The sequence below is a fragment of the Streptomyces sp. NBC_01260 genome (assembly GCF_036226405.1).
GTDB classification, from domain to species: domain Bacteria; phylum Actinomycetota; class Actinomycetes; order Streptomycetales; family Streptomycetaceae; genus Streptomyces; species Streptomyces laculatispora.
This window is the reverse complement of record NZ_CP108464.1, coordinates 5340941-5361973: the sequence shown is the minus strand read 5'-3', so window position 1 is coordinate 5361973 and position 21033 is coordinate 5340941. Positions and strand designations below refer to the sequence as shown.

Here is a 21033-nt window from a genome sequence, read left to right as displayed (position 1 = left end):
CTCCCCCAGGGCCTACGTCTGCGCCTGCGCCCCGTTCAGCAGCGCCCGCTCCACATGGGCCGTGACCACCCAGTTCGGCGCGTCCACGATCTCGGAGATCTTCAGGTCCGCCGCCACGCTCGCCAGCAGGTACGCGTCCTGCGGTACGAGCCCCGTACGGGCCGAGATCTCGTCGATCAACGCGCGGACGGCGTCCTTCGCCGCCTCCATCAGGTCCGGTCCGATGCCCGTCGTGGCCAGGGCGGCGCCGGTCCGGGCGCTGACCGGGTCCGTCTCGATGACCGGGGTGCGGGGCGCCGCTCCCTTGCGGACGTCCACCCGCAGCCGCACCGTCGCCTGCGTCTCGACACCCGTACCGCAGACCTCGCCGTCACCCATCGCGGCGTGCGCGTCGCCCGCCGACAGCAGGGCGCCCGCCACCCCGACGGGCAGGATGAGCCGGGCACCGGGGCCGATGTGGCGGATGTCCATGTTGCCGCCCCAGCGGCGGGGCGGGATGACCGAGTGCGGTCCGGGCTCGGGCGGGGCGACGCCGATCGTCCCGATCATCGGCACCACCGGGACCCGCAGGCCGGGCAGCAGTTCGGCGTAGCCACCGGCGATCGCCGAGATCCGCAGGTGCGGGTCGGGGAAGTCATCGGCGAGCAGCCCGAAACCGGGCAGGCAGGCCGTCCAGCCCCACTCCCCGACCTGTACGTCGAGGATGTCGACGACCAGCGCGTCACCGGGCTCGGCCCCGGTCACGTACAGGGGGCCGGTGACGGGGTTGAGGGTGCCGAAGTCGAGCTCTTCGAGGTCTGCGGAGGTCGATCCGGCGGCCAGTTGACCGCCGCTCGCGTCCTGGAACTCCAGGACCGCCTCGTCACCGGGGGCGAGCGTGGCGACGGGCTTGACCGTCCGGTCCCAGGCGTGGTGCACCTGTCCGCGGTGGATGCTGAAGTCACTCATGAACGGTGGGGCCTCCAGGTCGAGTTCCATGCGGTGCGATGAGGACAGTGCGCTGCGGTGCCGATCCTGGCGCGGTCGTGCGGGTTCCACAACACGGCAGGTTTCCGGGCGGTCCGTCCGGGGCGTGACCCACATGGCCGACAGCGAACCGATGCGGCGGTTCCCGTTCGGGTGAGCGCGTACAGCGTGCGGGTGAATCCGTGGCTCGGCGCGCTGGGCGCCGGGACAGACTCGGGTCGGAACGATCTTGTCCCGTTCCGACCCGACCTCGGATGAACCGCGCGATGAATTCCACAAGGAGTGCCCCCACCATGCGACTTCGTACCACTGCGGCTGCTGCCCTCGGCGCGCTCGCGCTCATCGTGAGCCTGCCCGGCTCCGCGAGCGCGGCCGACGGCGACTTCGTGTACACGTACACCACGTCCCACGGCTACCGGCAGACGGTCGCCCTGCTCGACCCGCCCAGCCGGGAGTGCGTCACCCTGCCCGGACTGGCCGACCCGGACACCTCGGACCCGGCCGACACGCCCTCGAACAACACCGGTTCGACCGCGACGGTCTTCACCGGCCCCGACTGCGACGGCGCCCACTACACCCTGCGGCCCAACGGCGGCCACGCCTCCAGCCGGCTGAAGCTCCGGTCGGTCGTCTTCAGCTGATCCGGATCGCCCCGGATCCGGGGTGTGCCGTTCGCGTTCACGGTGCCTCCCTGTTCCCCCTTCCGCCGCTCCGCGCATCCTCCGCGTGGGGCGGCGGCGGTGCGTACGGGGTGGCGGTGCGTGCGGAACGGGCGGGACCGCCGATATTGCCGGGCGCGGTTCCGGACCGGAAGGTAGGTTGCACGGATGCCTTCCCCACTCCGCCTCGTACCGGTCACCTCCGACAACGTCGAGGACGCCTGCGCGCTCAAGGTCCGGCCGGACCAGGACGGACTGGTGAAACCGGTCGCCTGGTCGCTCGCCCAGGCCTATGCCACGCCCGCGACCGCATGGCCCCGGCTGATCGTCGACGGTGAGCAGCTCGTGGGCTTCGTCATGGCCTTCCTCGACGTCCAATTCCATCCCGAGCAGCCGGACGACCGGCTGCGCTCCGGGCTCTGGCGGCTGAACATCGCCGCCGAACAGCAGGCGCGCGGGTACGGACGGTTCGCGGTGGAGGCCGTCAACGACGAGCTGCGGCGGCGCGGTCAGACCCGTACGACCGTCTCGTACGTCCCCGGCGCGCACGGGCCCGAGGAGTTCTACCGCAAGCTCGGATTCCGGACGACCGGCGAGCTGAGCGGCGACCAGGTGGTCGCCGAGCTGGAGCTTGGACCGGCCGCCCCGCGCCCGTAGACAGGCCGGACCGCATGGGCAGACATGGGCCGGGAATGAAGGCCCGACGGCGCGTCAGACCTGCGGCGGCCGACCGGGGTTGTCGGGCAGCAGGGGGAACAGCCTGGTGACCGCTGCCACGGCCACCGCGCCTGCGGGGCGCGTCCCGGGGTGCTCGTCCCGCTCCCGGTAGCCGTCCAGCAAGTCGCGTACGGAGGAAGCGAGTTCGGCCGTCTCCGCCGGGGTGAGATGAACCACGGCGCTGAAGGACTCGTCGTGCTGCCACTCGGCCGGCGCCTGGTCGCGATGGCTCAGCCAGTGCTGGTAGCTCTCGTCCTCCAGTCCGCGCGCGAGCACGTCGAACCCCTCCGGCGCCTCCTGGCCCGGCTCACGGGCCGGCTCCCAGCGCAGCCGCCACGGCCGCACCCGGCCGCCCTTGTGCGGCGCCTCCTCGATGAGGCCGTGCGCGGCGAGCTGGCGCAGATGGAAGGAGCAGAGACCGGAGCTGTGGCCGAGCCGGGCGGCGGCCTCCGTGGACGTCACCGTGCCGACCTCGGCGAGCAGGTCCAGCAGGGCCACGCGCACGGGGTGGTCCGGGAGCGGCTTGCGGGCGCGGTGGGGCGGTCGGTCCGTGGATGCTGCTTGACGCTTCTCATCGCTCATTTTGCAAAGAGTGCTACTTTGCAAAGCATTCGGTCAAGCCGGTCGCCGTCGGCCGCACCCGGCCGACTCCCGTATGCGCGGAAGGCGTTGATGCTTCATGGCCGCTCGGTTCGATGACGGCTCGCAGGACCGCCGGGTCCGCGTGCAGGGCGTACCCGTCGAGTCCTTTCCCCGGTTCGCACCGGAGGCCGACCGGGGTGCGGTGCGCCGCATCACCGTCGTCGGGGAGGAGATCCTGCGTCGCCCGTGCCGGGAGGTCACCGAGTTCGGGACCCCGCAACTCTCGCGGCTGGTCGACGACATGTTCGCCACCAACCAGGCGGCGGAGGGCGCCGGACTCGCCGCCAACCAGGTCGACGTGGACCTGCGGTTGTTCATGTGGGACATCACGGACGACTGGGGGGTGCGCCATGTCGGCCACATCGCCAATCCCGTTCTGGACGAGGTGGCGCCCGAGCAGCGCCGGCTGGTCGAGGAGTCCGAGGGATGCCTGTCCGTCCCCGGCCCCTACCGCGTGGTACCCCGCCCGGACCGTGCCGTCGTACGCGGCCGGGACAAGGACGGCAGTCCGCTGGTGATCGAGGGCCGCGGCTACTTCGCCCGCTGCCTCCAGCACGAGACGGACCACCTGCGCGGCCACCTCTATCTGGACCGGCTCGGCCGGCGGGAGCGGAAGACGGCCCTGCGCGAGATGGCCGCTTCGAAGGACGAGGTGTTCGCCCGGCGTGCCGCGTCGGCCGCGAAGCTGGGCAAGTGACTCCGCGGCCGGAGTCCGGTTCGGGGCCCCGGGGTCAGCGGTAGTCCTCCGGGTGATCCTGCATCCAGGTGTTGATGCGGTCGCGCGTGCCGATCAGGTCCTTGTGGTGCTTCTCCAGGTTGGCCGTGGAGGTGTCACCGGCCAGCGTGGTGCGCAGCGCGGCCGTCCACGCCAGGGGCTCCTTGAAGTGGCCGGGCCCCTGCTGGTCGGCCTTCATCGACGCGTCCAGCCCGGTCAGTTCCTCGTTCACCCGGCCCAGGAGGTGGGCGCAGTCCCCGGCACCGGGGGTGCAGGTGTCGTCGAGGGTGGCCTGGAGGCCGGCGAAGGCGTCACGTACCTTCTCGGCTCCGGCCGGGGCCTCCTGCGCGTCGGCAGCCTCGGCCGTCCCGGCCCGGTCGGCCGACTCGTGCGTCGACCGGGCCACCTGCGGGACATCGTCCCCGGGGCCCCGCGACGTGGCCGCCTCGGAGCAGCCCGCCAGGGAGGTCACCAGGGCAGCAGCGGCCGCCAGTGCCGCGGCGTGTCTGCGGGCGCGGATACGGACAGACATGAGAGGCCCCCCTCGTCGAATTTCCCAGACCCTACCCCGGCCGCTCAGCCGGTGATCAGCTTCTGGAGCGCGGGCGCGTAGAGGTCGGCGATGTGTTCCGGGGTGGCCAGGGCGCCGGCCCCCTCGCGGTGGAGGCTGAGGGTCGCGCCGAGGCCGAGGAGGTGTCCGGCCAGGAGCTCGGCGCGCAACGCGCGGTCCCGGCCGGAGAGCCGGGCGGTCAGCGCGTCGGTGACCTGTTCGTGGAACCGGTCGCGCAGGAGCGAGCGTTCGTCCTGGTTGCCGAGGGAGAACACCACGCGCAGGAGCGGGTCGGACTTGAGCTCGCGGCGGCGGGTCACCAGCGTGACGACCATGTGGCGGCCCAGCAGGCCGAGCGGGGCGTCGAACAGTTCCGCGGCGGCCGGACCGAAGTCGGCCACCGTGTTGAACAGCTCTTCCTTGCGGCCGAAGTGCTTGACCACGAGGGCCGGGCTCACCCCGGCATCCGCGGCGATCCGGCGGATCGTCACCTCGGCGTACGGCCGCTGGGTGAACGCCCGCCGCGCCGCGCGCAGGATCGCGCCCCGGCCGGTACCCGCGTCCGCGGACCCGGTAGCCGGTGCGATGGCCTGGCCGCCGGTCATGCGCCCTCCTGGATCGGTGCTGTCCGTACACCGCCCTCGCGGATGCCCGGCGCCTTGCGGCTCTCCCCGACCGTACCCGCCCCGGCCGGCTTGCGGCCCGGCAGGAACAGCGCGACGGCCAGGGCCGCGAGCGCCGCACCCGCCGCGATCACGAAGACCAGCTGGTACGCGTGGAGGGTCGGGGCCGTCCGGCCCCCCGCCTGGAACGTGATGTTGGCCAGGACGGCGGCCACCGTCGCACTGCAGAAGGCCTGTCCGATCGACCGCATGAGGGTGTTCAGTCCGTTGGCCGCCCCGGTCTCGCTGACCGGGACTCCGCGCATCACCAGCGCGGGCAGGGCCGAGTAGGCGATCGCCGTGCCCGATGCGACGACCGTCGCGCCGGCGATGATCATCCAGAGGCTGTGGCTGGTGAAGTACCGCACCCCGTAGCCGACGGCGATGATCCCGGCGGCCAGCGCCAGGCTGACCTTCGGGCCGCGCCTGGCGGATATCCGCGCGGAGACGGGCGAGAGCGCCACCATCGACACACCGCCCGGCAGCAGGCACAGTCCGCTGACGACGAGCGAGGCGCCGAGCCCGTAGCCCGTGGCCTTCGGCTCCTGCACCATCTGGGCGGTGACCAGCGAGTTCGCGTAGAACGCGAAGCCGATCAGCAGGGCGGCGACATTGGTGAGCAGTACGGCCGGACGGGCCGAGACCCGCAGGTCGACCATGGGCGTCGCGACGCGGAGCTCGTACACGCCCCAGAGCAGCGCCACCACGACGGCGGTCGCGAGCAGGCCGACCGTCCGGACCGATCCCCAGCCCCAGTCGGCGCCCTGGGTGACCGCGAGCAGCAGGCAGACCAGCGCGGCGGACAGGCCCAGCGCGCCGACGGCGTCGAAGCGGCCGCGGCTGCGCAGCGGGGACTCCGGCACACAGCGCAGGACCAGCGCGATGTCGATCAGGCCGATCACGCCGGAGACCCAGAACATGGTGTGCCACTCGAAGTTCTCGATGACCAGAGCGGCGACCGGCAGGCCGATGGCCGCGCCGATCCCGAGCGTGGAGCTCATCAGCGCGACGGCGGACAGGACGCGCTCGGGCGGGAGCTCGTCGCGCAGGATGCTGATGCCCAGCGGTACGACGGCGATCGCCGCGCCCTGCAGGGCGCGGCCGGTGATCAGCACCCCGATGTGCGAGCTGACCGCACAGAGCACCGAGCCCACCACCAGCACCGCGAGCGAGGCGACGAGCACCCGCCGCTTGCCGTACATGTCGCCGACCCGGCCCAGGACCGGGGTGAAGACCGCGCCGGTGAGGAGCGTGACGGTGACCAGCCAGCTCGCGGCGGCGGGGGTGGCACCGGTCAGCTCGGGGATGTGCGGCAGCAGCGGGACGACGATCGTCTGCATGACCGCGACCACCACACCGCAGAACGCCAGCACGCCGACGGCGAAGCGGGGGTGCGGGGCCTGGACTGCGGGGGTCTCGGGATCGACTGGGACCGGTATGTCCGCGGGCATGTTTCTCCGTACGGTGCTCGGCGTCAAGGCAGGGGTGTACATGCGTTCACCCTCAGGGTAAACGCATGTACACCCCCTCGGCGACGGGGCACCCGGAGGCCGCGTTAGCCTCGGATCCGAGAAGCAGATCCGAGAAGCGGATCCGGCGACGGACGAACAGGTGGAGGTGGCTGCGATGGCGAGGATCCCGGCAGCGGCAGTGGCGGCGGGCGGACTGGTCGGCGGCTACGCCGTCGCACGGTGGACGAGGAAGCGCCCGCTGGGCGGGGTCGCCCTCGCAGCCGCGGGCACCGCCGCGGCGTACGAGTGGAACCGGCAGGCCGGGCCGCGCGCCGCCGCCGGTCTGACCACCGCCTATGTCGCCGCCTTCGCGGGATCGCACCCGCTCGCCAAGAAGATCGGCGCGTGGCCGGCGGTCTTCACCGTGGCGGGCACGGTGGCCGCCGCGTCCTGGGCGGTCACCCGCCGCGCGGCCTGAGCGCCGAGCCTCCAACTGCTCGGCGAGGTCGTCCAAGGCCGGCGGCGGGACTCGCCGATTACCCGCCCAGCGCCCGTGACACCGTATAGATCGCCAGCCCGGCCAGCGCACCCACCACCGTGCCGTTGATGCGGATGAACTGCAGGTCGCGGCCGATGTGCGCCTCGATCTTCTTCGATGTCTGGTCCGCGTCCCAGCCGGCCACCGTGTCGCTGATCAGCGACGTGATCTCCGTCCGGTACGTCGTCACGACGTACACCGCCGCGTCCTCCAGCCAGCCCTCCAGTTTCGCCTGGAGACGGCCGTCCGTCGCCAGGCGGGCGCCCAGCGACATCAGGGAGGCGCGGGCGCGCAGGCGCAGTTCGCTCTGTTCGTCCTCGGCCGCCGCGATGACCATCGTGCGGACCGACGACCAGGCGGACGCGATGACGTCCTGGACCTCGCCGCGTCCCAGGACCTCCGACTTCAGCCGTTCCACCCGGGCGCGGGTCTCCGAGTCCGTCTGGAGGTCGGCCGCGAAGTCCGTCAGGAACGTGTCGATCGAACCGCGCGCCGGGTGACCCGGCATGTCGCGCATCTCCGTGACGAAGCGCAGCAGTTCCTTGTAGACCCGCTCCCCCACCCGCTTGTCGACGAACCGCGGGGTCCAGCCCGGCGCGCCGCCCTGCACCGCGTCCATCACCGAGTCGCCGTGCTGCACCAGCCAGTCGTGAGCCCGGACACAGACCAGGTCCACCACCTTGCGGTGGCCGCCGTCGGCGACGACCTTCTCCAGCATCTTGCCGAGGCTCGGGCCGATCTCCGCCGCGTTCGCCCGCCGGGTGATCGCCTCACCCACCACGGCCTGCACGTCCGAGTCGCGCAGCACCGTCAGCGCGCCGCGCAGCGCGGTCGACAGCTCGGCCGTGACCCGGTCCGCGTGCTCCGGTTCGGCGAGCCACGCACCGAGCCGGCCGCCGATGCCGAGGGAGTGGATCCGGTCCCGTACGACACCGCCCGACAGAAAGTTCTCGCCCACGAAGGAACCGAGTGAGGCCCCGAGCTGGTCCTTCTTGGTGGGAATGATGGCGGTGTGCGGAATCGGCAGGCCGAGCGGACGCTTGAAGAGCGCCGTGACGGCGAACCAGTCGGCCAGCGCACCCACCATGCCCGCCTCGGCGGCCGCGGCGACGAAGCCCGGCCAGCCGCCCACCCCCTCGTTCTTCGCCCAGGTGGCGAGGACGTACACGAGCGCGACCAGCAGAAGGAGGCCGGAGGCCATGGTCTTCATACGGCGCACGCCGCGACGCTTCTCCTCGTCCGCGGCGGTGTACGAGAACGAGGCCAGGGAGGCGGAGCGGCGGGTGCCCACGCCCCCGCCCCCCGCGCCCTCGCCCGAGCCCTCGCCCGCCTCCGTACCGGCCCCCCGCTCGCCGGGTCCGGTGCCTTCGATCCGTTCCATCCGCTCCACCCGTCCGCGTACGCGTCGTCCCCTGACGCCCCGTACACATTGTCCTTGCCTGACCTACTCCCGGGCCGCACGTTGAGTTCCCCGCGCCCTGCCGCATCATGGAACCGACCCACCAACAGAGGAGACACACCGCCCATGCCCAGGCGCCAGGGGTACGCCCTGCTCATAGCCCTCGTGGCCGGCACCGCCGCGCTCGCCGCCGTCGTGGCGTTCACCGGGTCGCTGCTGTTCTCCGGGCCCCGGGCGAAGGCGTCCGCCGCCACCGGGCCGCAGAGCACGGCCCGCACGCCCGCGGCACCGGCGCACTCCTCCGGGCTCTGGCTCGCCACCTGGGCCGCCGCACCCGTCCTCGGGGCGGCCGACCCGAACCACGGCCAGGACCTGGTCCACCGCACCATCCGCAACGTCGTGCACACCAGCGTCGGAGGCAACGCGGCCCGCGTCACCCTCTCCAACCTCTTCGGCAAGCAGCCGCTGCTGATCGACAACGTCACCGTGAACACCCGCCCGGTGACGTTCCGCGGCGCCCCGTCCACGATCGTCGGCGCGGGCCGGCAGCTGGTCAGCGACCCCGTCGTCGTCCCGGTCGCCGCCGACGCCGACCTCGTCGTCACCCTGCGCACCCCCACCGCCCGCGGCCCCGTCACCGTGCACCCCAACAGCCACCAGAGCTCCTACGTGGAGACCGGGCAGGGCACCTGGCGCAGCACCGCCTGGCGCTACCTCACCGCCGTGGACGTGCACAGCCCGACCGCAGCCGGGACCGTCGTCGCGCTCGGCGACTCGCTCACCGCCGGCACCGGCTCCACCACCGACGCGAACAGCCGCTGGCCCGACGTCCTCTCCGACCGGCTGAACGGCCGCTACGCGGTGGTGAACCAGGGCATCGGCGGCAACCGCATCCTGCGCGACGGCATCGGGCAGCGCGCCCTGGACCGCTTCGAGCGCGATGTGCTGGGCGTCACCGGCGCGAAGACCGTCATCATCGCCCTCGGCATCAACGACGTGCAGGGCTTCCCCCAGGAGAAGGACCCGCAGCGGATCACCGACGCCCTGCGCACCATGGCGCAGCGGGCCCACGCGCGCGGGATGCGGGTCGTCGGCGCGACCCTGATGCCGTACGACGGCTACCGAAGCTGGACCCCCGCCCAGAACGCCGTACGCAACCGGGTCAACGAGACGATCCGGGCCGGCGAAATCTTCGACCAGGTCCTCGACTTCGACCGCGACATGCGCGACCCGGCCCACCCGGACCGGCTGCACCCCGCCTACGACTCCGGTGACCATCTCCACCTGAACGACGCGGGCTACCAGCGTCTGGGCTCCCTGGTAAACCTGGCCGACCTGGTACGCGTCCGGCCGACGTCCGACGCGCTCTGAGGGACGACGGGGCGGGGCGAACGCCCCGTCACCTGCCGCCGTCGCCCTTCTCCAGCCGGCCGCGCGAGCGCTCCGCCTCCCGCAACTGCTGCTTCTGCGCCTTGCTCCGCTTGCGCTCCACGCCGACGCCGCCCATCAGCGCGAAGCCGGTGACCCGCACCCGGGGGGAGCCCGGTGCCGGGATGCCCTCGTCCTTCCCGTTCTCCCCGAAGCCGCCCATCACGCCTACGCCCCGGACCTCGACATTCAGGTCCGGCGGGACCGTCACCTGCATACCACCCATGATCGCGAAGCAGCGGATGACCACCTCGCTGTCCTCGAAGTTCGCCTCGCGCAGATCGATCTCACCGCCGCCCCACATCGCGAACGCGGTGAACTTCCGGCCGACCGTCCAGTTGCCCCGGCGGCGGAAACCGCCCCAGAACGCAAAGGCGCCGCCCGACGTCGCGGGCCCGCCCACCCGGTCCGGCCAGCGGGCCATCGAACCGGTCCGGGGCTGCCCCGCGACCACCGGCGCCACCGCGGCACCGACGGCCGGAAGGTCGCGGACGATCGGTTCCAGCTCCCCATGCGTGCGGGCCTTGTAGGTGGCGTCGAGGCGCTGGTCGAACTCCTCCATCTCCAGCCTGCCCTCGGCCACCGCCTCACGCAGAATCTCGGCAATGCGCTCACGCTCGGCGTCGGAGGCACGCATGTCCGGATGTTCACTAGTCATACCGCGCAGCCTATTGAACGCGTACGTTCCCGTCACCGATCCATGTGCCCGTGGCCGACGCGTACATCTTCGCGATCACGGCCTCGATGTCCGGCTCCCGCACCGAAAGATCCACCATCGGGTACTCCGCGGCGATCCGCGCCACCAGGGGCGCCGCCGACGCGGACGCCGGGAAGGCCAGCCACTGCCGCGGCCCCTCCACCTTCACCGTACGCACCGAAGGCTCCGACTCCAGCCGGATCGGCGGGAGTTCACGGTCCAGATCGACCACCAGCATCCGCTCGCTCTCCCCCGCCTCATGCAGCCCGGACAGCGCCCCGTCGTACATCAGACGGCCGTGATCGATCACCATCACCCGCTTGCACAACTGCTCGATGTCCGTCAGGTCATGGGTCGTGAGCAGCACCGTCGTACCGCGCTCCGCGTTCAAGTCCCGCAGGAATCCACGGACCTTGGCCTTCGACACCACATCGAGGCCGATCGTCGGCTCGTCGAGGTACAGCACCTCCGGATCGTGCAGCAGCGCCGCCGCGATGTCGCCGCGCATCCGCTGCCCCAGCGAAAGCTGCCGCACCGGGACATCCAACAGCTCCTCCAGATCGAGGAGTTCGACACACCGGTCGAGGTTGGCCCGGAACCGGGCGTCGGGGACGCGGTACATCCGGTGGACCAGACGGTACGAGTCACGCAGCGGCAGGTCCCACCAGAGCGTGGTGCGCTGCCCGAAGACCACACCGATCCGGTGCGCCAGCCTCGTCCGCTCCCGGGAGGGATCGATGCCCGCCACCCGCAGCGAACCGCCGCTCGGGGTGAGGATGCCCGTCAGCATCTTGATCGTCGTCGACTTCCCCGCCCCGTTCGGGCCGATGTAGCCGACCATCTCACCGCGCGCCACCCGGAAGCTGATGCCGTCCACGGCCCGCACCTCACGGCGTTCGCTGCGCATGAAGCCCGTCCGGCGGCGGACGTCGAAGACCTTCTCCAGCCCGTTCAGTTCGATGAAGCCGCTGTCGATGCCGCTGCCGACTCCGGTGTCCGCGCCCATGTCCAGTACCCCGCCCCGCTCGATGTCCGTCAACTTCCCGTACTCCGGTACGCCCGCAGCCCCGCGCGCCAGGCGAGACCCGCGACCACCCAGCACCCGGCCGCCACCACCGGCGGCAGGAACGCCACCCAGTCCGGCAGGCCCAGCGGATACTCCCGGCCCAGCACGTACAGGGCCGGCAGCCAGTTCACGAACGCCAGCGGCACGACGAACGTCACCCCGCGCACCAGATCCTTCGCGAAGACCGTCGGCGGGTACTGGAGCAGCGTGTTGCCCCCGTAAGTGAAGGAGTTCTGCACCTCCGAGGCGTCCTGCGCGAAGAACTGGAACGCCGCCCCCGCCACGAACACCGCCCCGAAGATCGCCGCCCCGCTCAGCAGCATCAGCGGCACCATCACCACCTTCAGAACGGTCCACCCGATGTCCAGGGTCACCAGCGCATAACCGAGCACCAGCAGCCCCTGCGTGATCCGCCCCAGCCTGCGCAACGCGAACCGGTCCGCCGCCACCTGCGCGAGCACCGGAACCGGCCGCACCAGCAGCGTGTCCAGCGTCCCGTCCCGCACCCGCCGGCCCAGCCGGTCCATCGACCCCATCACCAGATCCGCCAGGCCGAACGCCGTACCCGCGGCCCCGTACAGCAGGGCGATCTCCGGCAGCGTGTAACCGCCCAGCACGTCCACGTGCGAGAACATCAGCATGATCGCGACGAAGTCGAACGCCGTCGCCGCGAAATTGCCGACCGCCGTCATCACGAACGACGCCCGGTACGCCATCGTCGAACGCAGCCACATCGCCGCGATCAGCCCGTACGCCCGGACCCCCTCGACCACCCGCGACCGCGGCGCGAACACCACCGCGGGCCCGCCCTCCACATCCACCGCCACCGCCTCAGCCACCCTGGACCACCACCCTGCGCGTCGCCGCCGACTGCAACAGCCGCCCCGCCAGCAGCAACGCCAGCGCCCACCCCGCCTGGAACCCGTACGCCCGCACCAGACCCCATCCCGTGTGCTTGCCCAGGAACACATCGGCCGGCACCTGCAGCAGCGCCGACCACGGCAACGCCCGCGCCACCTCGCCCAGCAGCCCCGGGAACAGGTTCAGCGGCAGCAGCAGCCCGGAGAAGAACATCCCCGCAAGGAACGCGATCTGCGCCGCGCCCGCCCCGTCCATCAGCCAGAACGCGGACAGCGCGACCAGATAGCGGATCGCGAAACTCACCACGACCCCGAGCGCCACCGAGACCAGGAACGCCGGCCAGATCCCCGGCGACGCGGGCAGTGCCAGATCGAAGGCGGCCGAACCCAGCAGCATCGGCACGATGCCGCGCCCCAGCAGGTGGAATGCCGCGCGCCCCAGGTCACCGGCCAGCCACCACAGTTGCAGATCGACCGGCCGGTAGAGATCGACCGCGATGTCGCCGGTACGGATCCGCTCGATCAGCTCGTCCTCGAAACCGCCGCCCATCATCGCGCACGTCATCAGCAGCGCCTGCCCCAGCCAGACATAGGTGAGCGCCTGCGACATGTCGTATCCACCGAGCTGCGGACGCTCGTCCCACAGCGCCACATAGGTGTACGCCATGATGAAACCGAAGACGGTGTTGGTGAACACCCCCGCGACCGTCGCGATCCGGTACGTGGCATAGCGCCGGAACCCACCCGCCGCCACCACCGCATAGAGCCGCACAGCACCCCACCCCCGGCACTTGGGCGCCACACCGCCCGTGGGCACCAAAGCGCACGAGCTTAGCCCAGTCGGGGCAGCCGCCGCGACCGCTTTTCGGGGGTCGATCCGGTAGTTATTACGGAGAAAAGTGCACTATGGGGGAACTGACCGCGGCCAAGGAGTCTGCACCGATATGAGCGACGAGCCACAGCAGCAGGGTGGGGACCCCGCCCCCCGGGGCTGGAGCCCCCAGGGCCTGCCTGCCGACGCCGCCGCCGCCGGGGAACAGGGCGCCCCGGCCACGGACCCCACCGCCGGGAAGAAGCAGAAGAAACCCAAACGCCCCAAGCGCCCCAAACGCACGGGCTGGCGCCGCGCCGTCCCCACCTGGCGGATGGTGCTCGGCGGCATCCTCCTCATCGTCCTGGTCCTGATCGGCGGCTTCATCGCCGGGTACCAGCTCGTCGACATCCCCTCCGCCAACGCCAGCGCCACCGCCCAGTCCAACGTCTACCTCTACAAGGACGGCAGCGTCATCGCCCGCGACGGCGAGGTCAACCGGGAGAACATCAAACTCGCCCAGGTCCCCCGCACCGTCCAGCACGCCGTCCTCGCCGCCGAGGACCGCAACTTCTACTCCGAACGCGCCGTCGACATCAAGGCGATGTTCCGGGCCGGCTGGAACACCCTCGCCGGCAAGGGCAAACAGGGCGGCTCGACCATCACCCAGCAGTACGTCAAGAACTACTACCTGGGCCAGGAACAGACCATCGGCCGCAAGATCAAGGAATTCTTCATCGCGATCAAGCTCAACCGCGAGGCATCCAAGAACCAGATCCTCGAGGGCTACCTCAACACCAGCTACTTCGGCCGCAACGCCTACGGCATCCAGGCCGCCGCCCAGGCCTACTACAACAAGGACATCGGCGACATCACCACCGCCCAGGGCGCCTACCTCGCCTCCCTGCTCAACGCACCCAGCGCCTACGACGTCGTCACCCACCCCGAGAACAAGAGCGCGGCCGTCGCCCGCTGGAACTACGTCCTCAACGGCATGGTCAAGGAGGGCTGGCTCAGCGCCGGCCAACGCGCCGCCATGACCTTTCCCGTACCCGGCCGGGTCAAGCCCGCCAACAGCCTCTCCGGCCAACGCGGCTACATCGTCCAGGCCGTCGAGGACTACCTCGTCCAGAACGACATCCTCGACGAGAAGACCCTCGCCACCCGCGGCTACCGGATCACCACCACCCTGGAGAAGAAGAAGCAGGAAGCCCTCGTCAAAGCCGTCGACGACAACGTCATGTCCAAGACCTCGGCCAACCGCGAGGCCGACCGCAACGTCCGCGTCGGCGGCGCCTCCATCGACCCCGCGACCGGCCGCGTCGTCGCCATGTACGGCGGCATCGACTACACCAAGCAGTACGTCAACAACGCGACCCGCACCGACTACCAGGTCGGCTCCACCTTCAAGCCGTTCGTCTTCACCTCTGCCGTCGCCAACGACTCCACCACCCGGGACGGCCGACGCATCACCCCCCGCACCGTCTACGACGGCACCAACAAACGCATGGTCCAGGGCCCCGACGGACCCACCGGATACGCCCCGTCCAACGAGGACGACATCAGCTACGGGCCCATCACCGTCACCACCGCCACCGACAGGTCCGTCAACGCCGTCTACGCCCAGATGGCACAGGACGTCGGCCCCGGCAAGGTCCGGCAGACCGCCGTCGACCTCGGCATCCCCAAGGACACGCCCGACCTCACGGCATCCCCGTCGATCGCGCTGGGCCCCGCCACCGCCAGCGTCCTGGACATGACCGACGCCTACGCCACCCTCGCCGGCCACGGCAAGCACGGCCCCCACATCCTCGTCGACAAGGTCACCAAGGACGGCGCGGCCGTCACGATCCCCGACCGCACCACCAAGCAGGCCGTCGGCCGCCAGGCAGCCGACACCACCACCTCGATCCTCCGGAGCGTCGTCGACGGCGGCACCGGCACCGCCGCCCAGGGCGCGGGCCGCCCCGCCGCCGGCAAGACCGGCACCGCCGAGGAGGACAAGGCCGCCTGGTTCGCCGGCTACACCCCCGACCTCGCCACCGTCATCGCCGTCATGGGCCAGGACCCCACCACCGGCGTACAGAAACCGCTCTACGGCGCACTCGGGCTGCCCCGCATCAACGGCGGCGGCGCCCCCGCCGAGACCTGGGCCCAGTACACCGGCGCCGCCCTGCGCGGCACCCCCGTCAAGAACTTCACCCTCGACCTGGAGAGCGGCGCCGACGACACCCAGCTGCCCAGCAAGGAGAACACCACGCCCGGCAACACCAGGCAGCCGTCCAGAGCCCCCTCCCGCATCACCCCGAGCACTCCGCCCAGCCTGCCCAGCCCGCCGGCCTTCACCCCCTCCGTCCCGGAAAGCTCACCCGCCACCACACCCCCCACCGGCGGCACCGACACCGGAGGCAGTACGGGCGGCGGAACAGGCGGCGGAACCAACACCGGAGGCGGGGGCAACGGCGGAGGCACCACCGGCGGAGGAGGCGGCGGCGGCGGCACCACCGGCAGCGGCGGAGGCGGAGGCGGCACCACCGGCAGCGGCGGCGGCGGCGGAGGCGGAGGCACCACCGGTGGCCTCCTCGAAGGCGCCCGCGGCAGCCGCGCCCCGGGCCGCCTGTGAGAAGTGCTCCGAAAACCCCGGAGCCGGGCGCAGCCGGCCTGACCCGTCAGTGACCCGAAGTCGCCTTCAGCCCCACGACAGCCACCAGCAGCAGACACACGAAGAAGATCCGGGCCGCCGTCACCGGCTCGTTCAGCACCACCATGCCCAGCACCGCGGCACCCGCCGCACCGATACCCACCCACACGCCGTACGCCGTACCGATGGGCAGCGTCCGCGCCGCATGGGACAGCAACACCATGCTCGCCACGATCCCGAGACCCGTGAACACACTCGGCCACAACCGGGTGAACCCCTCGGTGTACTTCATCCCGATCGACCAGGCCACTTCCAGCAGACCGGCGACCAGCAGCAGAACCCACGCCATGACAGAACCTCCGACGACACACACATGAACAACACGGGGTGCGTCGTCTTTGCGAAGCCCGGTACGGCGCGTCTCGTCGGGGTCCCACCACCGTAGCAAAGAACAGGCAAAAGGCCTGGTGACAACGGTCACCAGGCCACACTCACCACAGTCACGCCGACGAACTACAAGTACAGGCCCGTCGAATCCACCGAACCCTCGAACCGGTCCGCGGCCACCGCATGCAGATCCCGCTCCCGCATCAGCACATACGCCACCCCCCGCACCTCGACCTCGGCACGGTCCTCGGGGTCGTACAGCACCCGGTCCCCCGGCTCCACCGTCCGCACGTTCTGCCCCACCGCGACCACCACGGCCCACCCCAGCCGGCGACCGACCGCAGCCGTCGCCGGAATCAGAATGCCCCCGCCGGAACGCCGCTCACCCTCGGGCGAATCGGACCGGACCAGCACACGGTCGTGCAGCATCCGGATGGGCAGCTTGTCGTCCGCGTTCTCGCTCACGCCCCGCAACCTACCTGGCCGACCCGCCACCGCACGCCCGAGGGGGCACCCCGCAACGCAGGACCACTACTTCCTGCGCCGTCGCGCCGACACCGTGAGCAGACCCACCACACCCACCGCGAGCAACGCCGCCGGAATCACCCGCTCCAGCCGCGGCGCACCGTCCTCCGTCACAAACTGGGCCCGCACGTCCGAAACCGTCCGGTTCACCGCGACGAACGCCCGCCCGGCCGTCCGGTCCACGGCCTCGGCGGCCTTCGCCTTCGCATCACCAATGATCGTCTTCGGGTGCACCCGCACCCCGATCTCATCGAGCACCACCGCGAGCTGCTCACGCCTGGTGATGATGTCCGCCTCGATCTGCGCAGGGCTCCTGGCATCCGACACTGCGCCGCCTCCGTGGTCCTCGTCCGGTAAACCTTCATCGACAGTCTGTCAGCTCGGTCGCCCCCGCACCCGGCGGCACCCCTATTACTCTCGGTCCCGTACACCCCACGTACCAACGAGGAGAACCATGAGCGAGCGACTCCAGCCCGGCGACACCGCCCCCGCCTTCACCCTCCCCGACGCCGACGGCAACGACATCGCGCTCGCCGACCACAAGGGCCGCAAAGTCATCGTCTACTTCTACCCCGCCGCCCTCACCCCCGGCTGCACCAAGCAGGCCTGCGACTTCACCGACAACCTCGACCTCCTGGCCGGCGCCGGATACGACGTCATCGGCGTCTCCCCCGACAAGCCCGAGAAGCTCGCCAAGTTCCGCGAGAAGGAGAACCTCAAGGTCACCCTCGTCGGCGACCCGGCCAAGGAGACCCTGGAGGCCTACGGCGCCTTCGGCGAGAAGAAGCTCTACGGCAAAACAGTGACGGGCGTCATCCGCTCCACGATCGTCGTCGACGAGGAAGGCAAGGTCGAACACGCCTTCTACAACGTCAAGGCCACCGGCCACGTCGCCAAGATCATCAAGGACCTCGGTATCTGACAGTCGGGGATTGAGCCGAATGGCCGAAAAAATGTGATGGACATCCCAATCTCCCGTCGATTCGGTTTGCGACCGCCATGACCGCGCAGAAGCCTTCCCTGGAACACCCACCGAGGAAAGGACCCGGCCATGGCGGCCTCCGACCCCCACCAGGCGGCCGACCCTGAAGCGGTCAAACGCCATCCCGCCCTCTTCCGAGCCATCCGCAAGCGGAAGAACCCCAGGTTGCGCCGGACGGACATCACCGTCACGGACGACCAGGCCGTCAAGCGGGCGGTGAAAGCGGCCTCTCTCGGCAACGCCATGGAGTGGTTCGACTTCGGTATCTACTCCTACATGGCCGCCACCCTGGGCCATGTCTTCTTCCCGTCGGGGAGCGACACCACCCAGCTCCTCTCCTCCTTCGCCACCTTCGCCGTCGCCTTCCTCGTGCGCCCCCTCGGTGGCATGTTCTTCGGCCCCATGGGTGACAAGGTCGGCCGCAAGAAGATCCTCGCCCTCACCATGATCATGATGGCGATCGGCACCTTCGCGATCGGGATCATTCCCTCCCACGAAGCCATCGGCGTCTGGGCCCCCATCCTGCTCATCTTCTTCCGGATGCTCCAGGGCTTCTCGACCGGCGGCGAGTACGGCGGCGCCTCCACCTTCATCGCCGAGTACGCCCCCGACAAGCGGCGCGGCTACTTCGGCAGCTTCCTCGAATTCGGCACACTCGCCGGCTACGTCGGGGCCTCCGGACTGGTCACCCTGCTCTACGCACTCCTGGACAACGAGCAGATGGAGTCCTGGGGCTGGCGCATCCCCTTCCTCGTCGCCGGCCCGCTCGGCCTCGTCGGCCTCTACCTGCGACTGCGCCTCGACGAGACCCCGGCCTTCCAGAAACTGGAGGGCGGCACCGCACACGCCTCCGAGGCGGCGGACGGCGTCGAGACGAGCGCCAAGGGCGACCTCGCCAAGATCTTCCGCGAGTACTGGCCGACGCTGATCCTCTGCATCTGCCTGGTCGGCGCGTACAACATCACCGACTACATGCTGCTGTCGTACATGCCGACGTACCTCTCCGACGAGCTCGGCTACAGCGAGACCCACGGACTGCTCATCCTGCTCGGCGTCATGGTCTTCCTGATGCTGATCATCAGCCAGGTCGGCAAGCTCTCCGACCACTTCGGCCGCAAGCCGCTCCTGATGACGGGCATGCTCGGCTTCCTGATCCTCTCCCTCCCCGCCTTCCTGCTCATCCGGCAGGGCAGCATCCCGGCCATCACCATCGGCATGCTGATGCTGGGCCTCTCCCTGGTCTGCATGCTCGGCACCATGTCCGCCGCCCTCCCGGCCCTGTTCCCCACCCAGGTCCGGTACGGCTCCCTGTCGGTGGGCTACAACCTGTCGGCGTCGATCTTCGGCGGTACGACCCCGCTCGTCATCACGGCCCTGATCAGCGTGACGGGCAGCAACCTGATGCCGGCGTACTACGCGATGGGCGCGGCCGTGGTCGGCGTGATCGCCGTGGCCTGCATGAAGGAAACGGCCAACAAGCCCCTGGACGGATCGCCGCCCTCGGTGGAGACGAGCGAGGAGGCGGAGGAACTGGTCGCGTCCCAGACACCGGACCCGAAGTTCTGACCCCCGTCCCCCTTCAACGGCCCGTACCGCTTCAACGGAAGCGGTACGGGCCGTTCCGCATCTTGTCGGACAACGGACGTGACTCTCCGATAAACGGTTCGTTGATCCGTACGGGGCCGCGAACGCGCGGCCGTCGCATTTCCTTGGGCAGGCACACCAGCGCGGCAGGCCGGGCCCGACTCCCTCAAAACGCCCCGATGAAGTACTGGTGAAGCACGACGCCAAGCGACGTACGAACCGCGGTCCTGCGGCGAGCCCTAGTCGAGATCGGCACACCGGAGCGCTGCTCCGAATGTGGAACGAAGCCTGTCTGGCACGGCAAGCCCATCACCTTGGAGGTCGACCACATCAACGGCGACCGGGGCGATGACCGCGCCGAGAACCTTCGATTCCTCTGCCCGAACTGCCATGCCATCACCGACACGTGGTGCCGCGGGGGCGCACGCCGAACAGCGTAGGCACAGAACTCGCCTACCACCCCGGTGGCCTGCCCGGTAATATGGCAGGCGGTCGGCGGCGGTGGTGCAGAGGTGACACAGCAGACTTAGGATCTGTGGCCCGTGAAACGGCTTGAGGGTTCGAATCCCTTCCGCCGCACTGAGCGAAACGGCCTGGGCACCGAGAATCGGTGCGCAGGCCGTTTCCGTGTCTGCGAGCTCACCCCACCAGTTCCCGCACCACCGGCACCAGCCCCCGGAACGCCAAGCCGCGGTGGCTGATCGCGTTCTTCTCCGCCGGGGTCAGTTCCGCGCAGGTCCGGGTCTCGCCCTCCGGCTGGAGGATCGGGTCGTAGCCGAAGCCGTGGGTGCCGGACGGGGTGTGGCGCAGGGTGCCCAGGAGGCGGCCCTCGACCACGCGTTCCGTGCCGTCGGGGAGCGCGAGGGCGGCGGCGCAGGCGAAGTGGGCGGCGCGGTGCGGGGCGTCGATGTCGGAGAGCTGGGCCAGGAGCAGGTCCAGGTTGGCCTGGTCGTCGCCGTGGGTGCCGGCCCAGCGGGCCGAGAAGATGCCGGGGGCGCCGCCGAGTACGTCGACGCAGAGGCCGGAGTCGTCGGCGATGGCGGGGTGGCCGGTCGCCCGGGCGAGGGCGTGGGCCTTGAGCAGGGCGTTCTCGGCGAAGGTGACGCCGGTTTCCTTGACGTCGGGGATCTCGGGGTACGCGTCCGCGCCGACGAGTTCGTGGGTGAGGCCTGCGTCGGCGAGGATCGCGTGGAGTTCGGTGATCTTCCCGGCGTTGCGGGTGGCGAGGATGAGGCGGGTCATGGGTCGATTATCGCCGCAGGCGCCACCGGGGATTACGGGGTGCAGACCTTGCCGATCTCCTTGGCCGCGTCGGTGACCGGGGTGATGTCGGGGGTGTCGTCGCCCTTGTCGATGGAGTCGCGGACGTTGCCGACGCCGTCCCGGAGGTCGTCGACGGCCTTGCCGAGGTCGGCGTTGTCGGTCTTGTCGCCGAGGTCGCCGAGTTCCTTCTCGATGTCGTCGAGGGCTTCGGAGGCCTGGCTGGGGTCGTTCGAGGCGTCCGTGACGGCCTGCTGGAGGTTGTCCACGCTGGTGGCGATGGCGTCGGCGGTCTGCACGCAGCCGATCGCCTTGTCGATGGCGCCGCAGCCGGCCGCCGCGGTGGCGGTCAGCAGTGCGGTGGTGATGGCCAGTGCGGTGCGGTGGCGTCGGTGTCGCGCGGCCATGGTGTGGTCCCTCCCCGGGTGCGGATACACGGACGGGCGCACGGTTCGACCCGTGCGCCCGTACTCGTATCGACGCTGTGGAGTGG

General features: G+C 70.6%; 23 protein-coding genes, 1 tRNA gene, 1 pseudogene and 1 riboswitch. Of the genes and pseudogenes, 10 read left to right on the top strand and 15 right to left on the bottom strand.

Features of this window, described 5'->3' with window-relative positions; genetic code table 11:
* Positions 1–12: 12 nt before the first annotated feature.
* The gene (locus OG322_RS23830; RefSeq protein ID WP_123471549.1) at positions 13–948 is read right to left on the bottom strand and encodes an acetamidase/formamidase family protein; all 936 of its coding nucleotides are present in this window, start codon (positions 946–948) and stop codon (positions 13–15) included.
* A 311-nt stretch (positions 949–1259) separates the two neighbouring features.
* Between OG322_RS23830 and OG322_RS23825 the strand changes: the two genes are divergently transcribed.
* Together OG322_RS23825 and OG322_RS23820 are read left to right on the top strand one after the other, a co-directional pair.
* Positions 1260–1607, top strand: a complete 348-nt coding sequence (locus OG322_RS23825; protein ID WP_123471333.1) for a hypothetical protein — start codon at positions 1260–1262, stop codon at positions 1605–1607.
* Positions 1608–1793: 186 nt separating this feature from the next.
* On the top strand, positions 1794–2282 hold the full coding sequence (locus tag OG322_RS23820) for a GNAT family N-acetyltransferase (RefSeq protein ID WP_207314822.1): 489 nt from the start codon (positions 1794–1796) through the stop codon (positions 2280–2282).
* Between the two features lie 54 nt (positions 2283–2336).
* On the opposite strand, the gene OG322_RS23815 is transcribed toward OG322_RS23820, so the two are convergent.
* On the bottom strand, positions 2337–2924 hold the full coding sequence (locus OG322_RS23815; RefSeq protein WP_329306891.1) for an ArsR/SmtB family transcription factor: 588 nt from the start codon (positions 2922–2924) through the stop codon (positions 2337–2339).
* A 97-nt stretch (positions 2925–3021) separates the two neighbouring features.
* Here OG322_RS23815 and def point away from each other — a divergent pair, with 97 nt between their 5' ends.
* Complete coding sequence (gene def / locus OG322_RS23810) at positions 3022–3681, top strand: peptide deformylase (protein WP_123471336.1); 660 nt, start codon at positions 3022–3024, stop codon at positions 3679–3681.
* Positions 3682–3715: 34 nt separating this feature from the next.
* Here def and OG322_RS23805 read toward each other — a convergent pair whose 3' ends face one another.
* The 3 genes from OG322_RS23805 to OG322_RS23795 are packed head-to-tail and all read right to left on the bottom strand — an operon-like array spanning position 3716 to position 6362.
* A complete protein-coding gene (locus OG322_RS23805) occupies positions 3716–4231 on the bottom strand; it encodes a hypothetical protein (protein WP_329306890.1) in 516 nt (171 codons plus the stop codon).
* 44 nt (positions 4232–4275) lie between these two features.
* Positions 4276–4854, bottom strand: a complete 579-nt coding sequence (locus OG322_RS23800; RefSeq protein WP_124284115.1) for a TetR/AcrR family transcriptional regulator — start codon at positions 4852–4854, stop codon at positions 4276–4278.
* Positions 4851–6362, bottom strand: coding sequence for an MFS transporter (locus OG322_RS23795; RefSeq protein WP_123471338.1), 1512 nt, complete (start codon positions 6360–6362; stop codon positions 4851–4853). Before OG322_RS23795 ends, OG322_RS23800 begins: the two co-directional genes overlap by 4 nt.
* Positions 6363–6537: 175 nt before the next feature.
* Between OG322_RS23795 and OG322_RS23790 the strand changes: the two genes are divergently transcribed.
* Positions 6538–6840 carry a hypothetical protein gene (locus OG322_RS23790; protein WP_123471339.1) on the top strand — a complete coding sequence of 101 codons (303 nt, stop codon included), beginning with the start codon at positions 6538–6540 and terminating at the stop codon, positions 6838–6840.
* A 58-nt stretch (positions 6841–6898) separates the two neighbouring features.
* Here OG322_RS23790 and OG322_RS23785 read toward each other — a convergent pair whose 3' ends face one another.
* Positions 6899–8281, bottom strand: a complete 1383-nt coding sequence (locus tag OG322_RS23785; protein WP_329306889.1) for a DUF445 domain-containing protein — start codon at positions 8279–8281, stop codon at positions 6899–6901.
* Between the two features lie 144 nt (positions 8282–8425).
* On the opposite strand from OG322_RS23785, the gene OG322_RS23780 reads away from it, so the two are divergent.
* Positions 8426–9670 (top strand): SGNH/GDSL hydrolase family protein, encoded by a 1245-nt coding sequence (locus OG322_RS23780; protein ID WP_329306888.1) that lies wholly within the window; start codon positions 8426–8428, stop codon positions 9668–9670.
* Positions 9671–9698: 28 nt separating this feature from the next.
* On the opposite strand, the gene OG322_RS23775 is transcribed toward OG322_RS23780, so the two are convergent.
* From OG322_RS23775 to OG322_RS23760, 4 genes are read right to left on the bottom strand one after another with little or no spacing between them, the layout of a single operon-like run.
* Entirely contained in the window at positions 9699–10364 is a 666-nt protein-coding gene (locus OG322_RS23775; RefSeq protein ID WP_185095746.1) for a DUF1707 SHOCT-like domain-containing protein, read from the bottom strand.
* Positions 10365–10395: 31 nt separating this feature from the next.
* Positions 10396–11430 carry an ABC transporter ATP-binding protein gene (locus tag OG322_RS23770; protein ID WP_123471553.1) on the bottom strand — a complete coding sequence of 345 codons (1035 nt, stop codon included), beginning with the start codon at positions 11428–11430 and terminating at the stop codon, positions 10396–10398.
* 29 nt (positions 11431–11459) lie between these two features.
* Complete coding sequence (locus OG322_RS23765) at positions 11460–12329, bottom strand: ABC transporter permease (protein WP_329306887.1); 870 nt, start codon at positions 12327–12329, stop codon at positions 11460–11462.
* Positions 12322–13122 carry an ABC transporter permease gene (locus OG322_RS23760; protein ID WP_123471343.1) on the bottom strand — a complete coding sequence of 267 codons (801 nt, stop codon included), beginning with the start codon at positions 13120–13122 and terminating at the stop codon, positions 12322–12324. Before OG322_RS23760 ends, OG322_RS23765 begins: the two co-directional genes overlap by 8 nt.
* 172 nt (positions 13123–13294) lie before the next feature.
* On the opposite strand from OG322_RS23760, the gene OG322_RS23755 reads away from it, so the two are divergent.
* Positions 13295–15784: a transglycosylase domain-containing protein gene (locus OG322_RS23755; protein WP_329306886.1), complete on the top strand. Its 2490-nt coding sequence runs from the start codon at positions 13295–13297 to the stop codon at positions 15782–15784.
* Between the two features lie 46 nt (positions 15785–15830).
* Here the strand turns inward: OG322_RS23755 and OG322_RS23750 are convergent, their stop codons facing one another.
* The 3 genes from OG322_RS23750 to OG322_RS23740 all read right to left on the bottom strand — a co-directional run bounded on the left by OG322_RS23750 (position 15831) and on the right by OG322_RS23740 (position 17041).
* Positions 15831–16151 (bottom strand): DMT family transporter, encoded by a 321-nt coding sequence (locus OG322_RS23750; protein WP_123471345.1) that lies wholly within the window; start codon positions 16149–16151, stop codon positions 15831–15833.
* A 37-nt stretch (positions 16152–16188) separates the two neighbouring features.
* A riboswitch (guanidine-III (ykkC-III) riboswitch) is annotated at positions 16189–16253 on the bottom strand.
* 62 nt (positions 16254–16315) lie between these two features.
* Complete coding sequence (locus OG322_RS23745) at positions 16316–16654, bottom strand: GroES family chaperonin (protein ID WP_123471346.1); 339 nt, start codon at positions 16652–16654, stop codon at positions 16316–16318.
* A 66-nt stretch (positions 16655–16720) separates the two neighbouring features.
* A complete protein-coding gene (locus OG322_RS23740) occupies positions 16721–17041 on the bottom strand; it encodes a DUF3618 domain-containing protein (protein ID WP_123471347.1) in 321 nt (106 codons plus the stop codon).
* A gap of 127 nt (positions 17042–17168) precedes the next feature.
* On the opposite strand from OG322_RS23740, the gene bcp reads away from it, so the two are divergent.
* The 4 genes and pseudogenes from bcp to OG322_RS23720 all read left to right on the top strand — a co-directional run bounded on the left by bcp (position 17169) and on the right by OG322_RS23720 (position 19859).
* Positions 17169–17636, top strand: a complete 468-nt coding sequence (gene bcp, locus OG322_RS23735; RefSeq protein ID WP_123471348.1) for a thioredoxin-dependent thiol peroxidase — start codon at positions 17169–17171, stop codon at positions 17634–17636.
* Between the two features lie 129 nt (positions 17637–17765).
* Positions 17766–19262, top strand: a complete 1497-nt coding sequence (gene proP / locus OG322_RS23730; protein ID WP_329306885.1) for a glycine betaine/L-proline transporter ProP — start codon at positions 17766–17768, stop codon at positions 19260–19262.
* 133 nt (positions 19263–19395) lie between these two features.
* Positions 19396–19720 (top strand): annotated as a pseudogene (locus OG322_RS23725) (HNH endonuclease signature motif containing protein); the annotation flags it as partial.
* Positions 19721–19775: 55 nt separating this feature from the next.
* Positions 19776–19859, top strand: a tRNA-Leu gene (locus tag OG322_RS23720).
* A 60-nt stretch (positions 19860–19919) separates the two neighbouring features.
* Here OG322_RS23720 and rdgB read toward each other — a convergent pair.
* Both rdgB and OG322_RS23710 read right to left on the bottom strand, forming a co-directional pair.
* A complete protein-coding gene (gene rdgB, locus OG322_RS23715; RefSeq protein ID WP_124284119.1) occupies positions 19920–20522 on the bottom strand; it encodes an RdgB/HAM1 family non-canonical purine NTP pyrophosphatase in 603 nt (200 codons plus the stop codon).
* A gap of 32 nt (positions 20523–20554) precedes the next feature.
* Entirely contained in the window at positions 20555–20947 is a 393-nt protein-coding gene (locus tag OG322_RS23710; protein WP_123471351.1) for a hypothetical protein, read from the bottom strand.
* Positions 20948–21033 lie beyond the last annotated feature (86 nt).

Bases quoted from the DNA above. Each gene is read 5' to 3' on its own strand.
- OG322_RS23830 (WP_123471549.1), bottom strand. From the start codon at position 948: ATGAGTGACTTCAGCATCCACCGCGGACAGGTGCACCACGCCTGGGAC.
- OG322_RS23825 (WP_123471333.1), top strand. From the start codon at position 1,260: ATGCGACTTCGTACCACTGCGGCTGCTGCCCTCGGCGCGCTCGCGCTC.
- OG322_RS23820 (WP_207314822.1), top strand. From the start codon at position 1,794: ATGCCTTCCCCACTCCGCCTCGTACCGGTCACCTCCGACAACGTCGAG.
- OG322_RS23815 (WP_329306891.1), bottom strand. From the start codon at position 2,924: ATGAGCGATGAGAAGCGTCAAGCAGCATCCACGGACCGACCGCCCCAC.
- def (WP_123471336.1), top strand. From the start codon at position 3,022: ATGGCCGCTCGGTTCGATGACGGCTCGCAGGACCGCCGGGTCCGCGTG.
- OG322_RS23805 (WP_329306890.1), bottom strand. From the start codon at position 4,231: ATGTCTGTCCGTATCCGCGCCCGCAGACACGCCGCGGCACTGGCGGCC.
- OG322_RS23800 (WP_124284115.1), bottom strand. From the start codon at position 4,854: ATGACCGGCGGCCAGGCCATCGCACCGGCTACCGGGTCCGCGGACGCG.
- OG322_RS23795 (WP_123471338.1), bottom strand. From the start codon at position 6,362: ATGCCCGCGGACATACCGGTCCCAGTCGATCCCGAGACCCCCGCAGTC.
- OG322_RS23790 (WP_123471339.1), top strand. From the start codon at position 6,538: ATGGCGAGGATCCCGGCAGCGGCAGTGGCGGCGGGCGGACTGGTCGGC.
- OG322_RS23785 (WP_329306889.1), bottom strand. From the start codon at position 8,281: ATGGAACGGATCGAAGGCACCGGACCCGGCGAGCGGGGGGCCGGTACG.
- OG322_RS23780 (WP_329306888.1), top strand. From the start codon at position 8,426: ATGCCCAGGCGCCAGGGGTACGCCCTGCTCATAGCCCTCGTGGCCGGC.
- OG322_RS23775 (WP_185095746.1), bottom strand. From the start codon at position 10,364: ATGCGTGCCTCCGACGCCGAGCGTGAGCGCATTGCCGAGATTCTGCGT.
- OG322_RS23770 (WP_123471553.1), bottom strand. From the start codon at position 11,430: ATGGGCGCGGACACCGGAGTCGGCAGCGGCATCGACAGCGGCTTCATC.
- OG322_RS23755 (WP_329306886.1), top strand. From the start codon at position 13,295: ATGAGCGACGAGCCACAGCAGCAGGGTGGGGACCCCGCCCCCCGGGGC.
- OG322_RS23750 (WP_123471345.1), bottom strand. From the start codon at position 16,151: ATGGCGTGGGTTCTGCTGCTGGTCGCCGGTCTGCTGGAAGTGGCCTGG.
- bcp (WP_123471348.1), top strand. From the start codon at position 17,169: ATGAGCGAGCGACTCCAGCCCGGCGACACCGCCCCCGCCTTCACCCTC.
- proP (WP_329306885.1), top strand. From the start codon at position 17,766: ATGGCGGCCTCCGACCCCCACCAGGCGGCCGACCCTGAAGCGGTCAAA.
- rdgB (WP_124284119.1), bottom strand. From the start codon at position 20,522: ATGACCCGCCTCATCCTCGCCACCCGCAACGCCGGGAAGATCACCGAA.
- OG322_RS23710 (WP_123471351.1), bottom strand. From the start codon at position 20,947: ATGGCCGCGCGACACCGACGCCACCGCACCGCACTGGCCATCACCACC.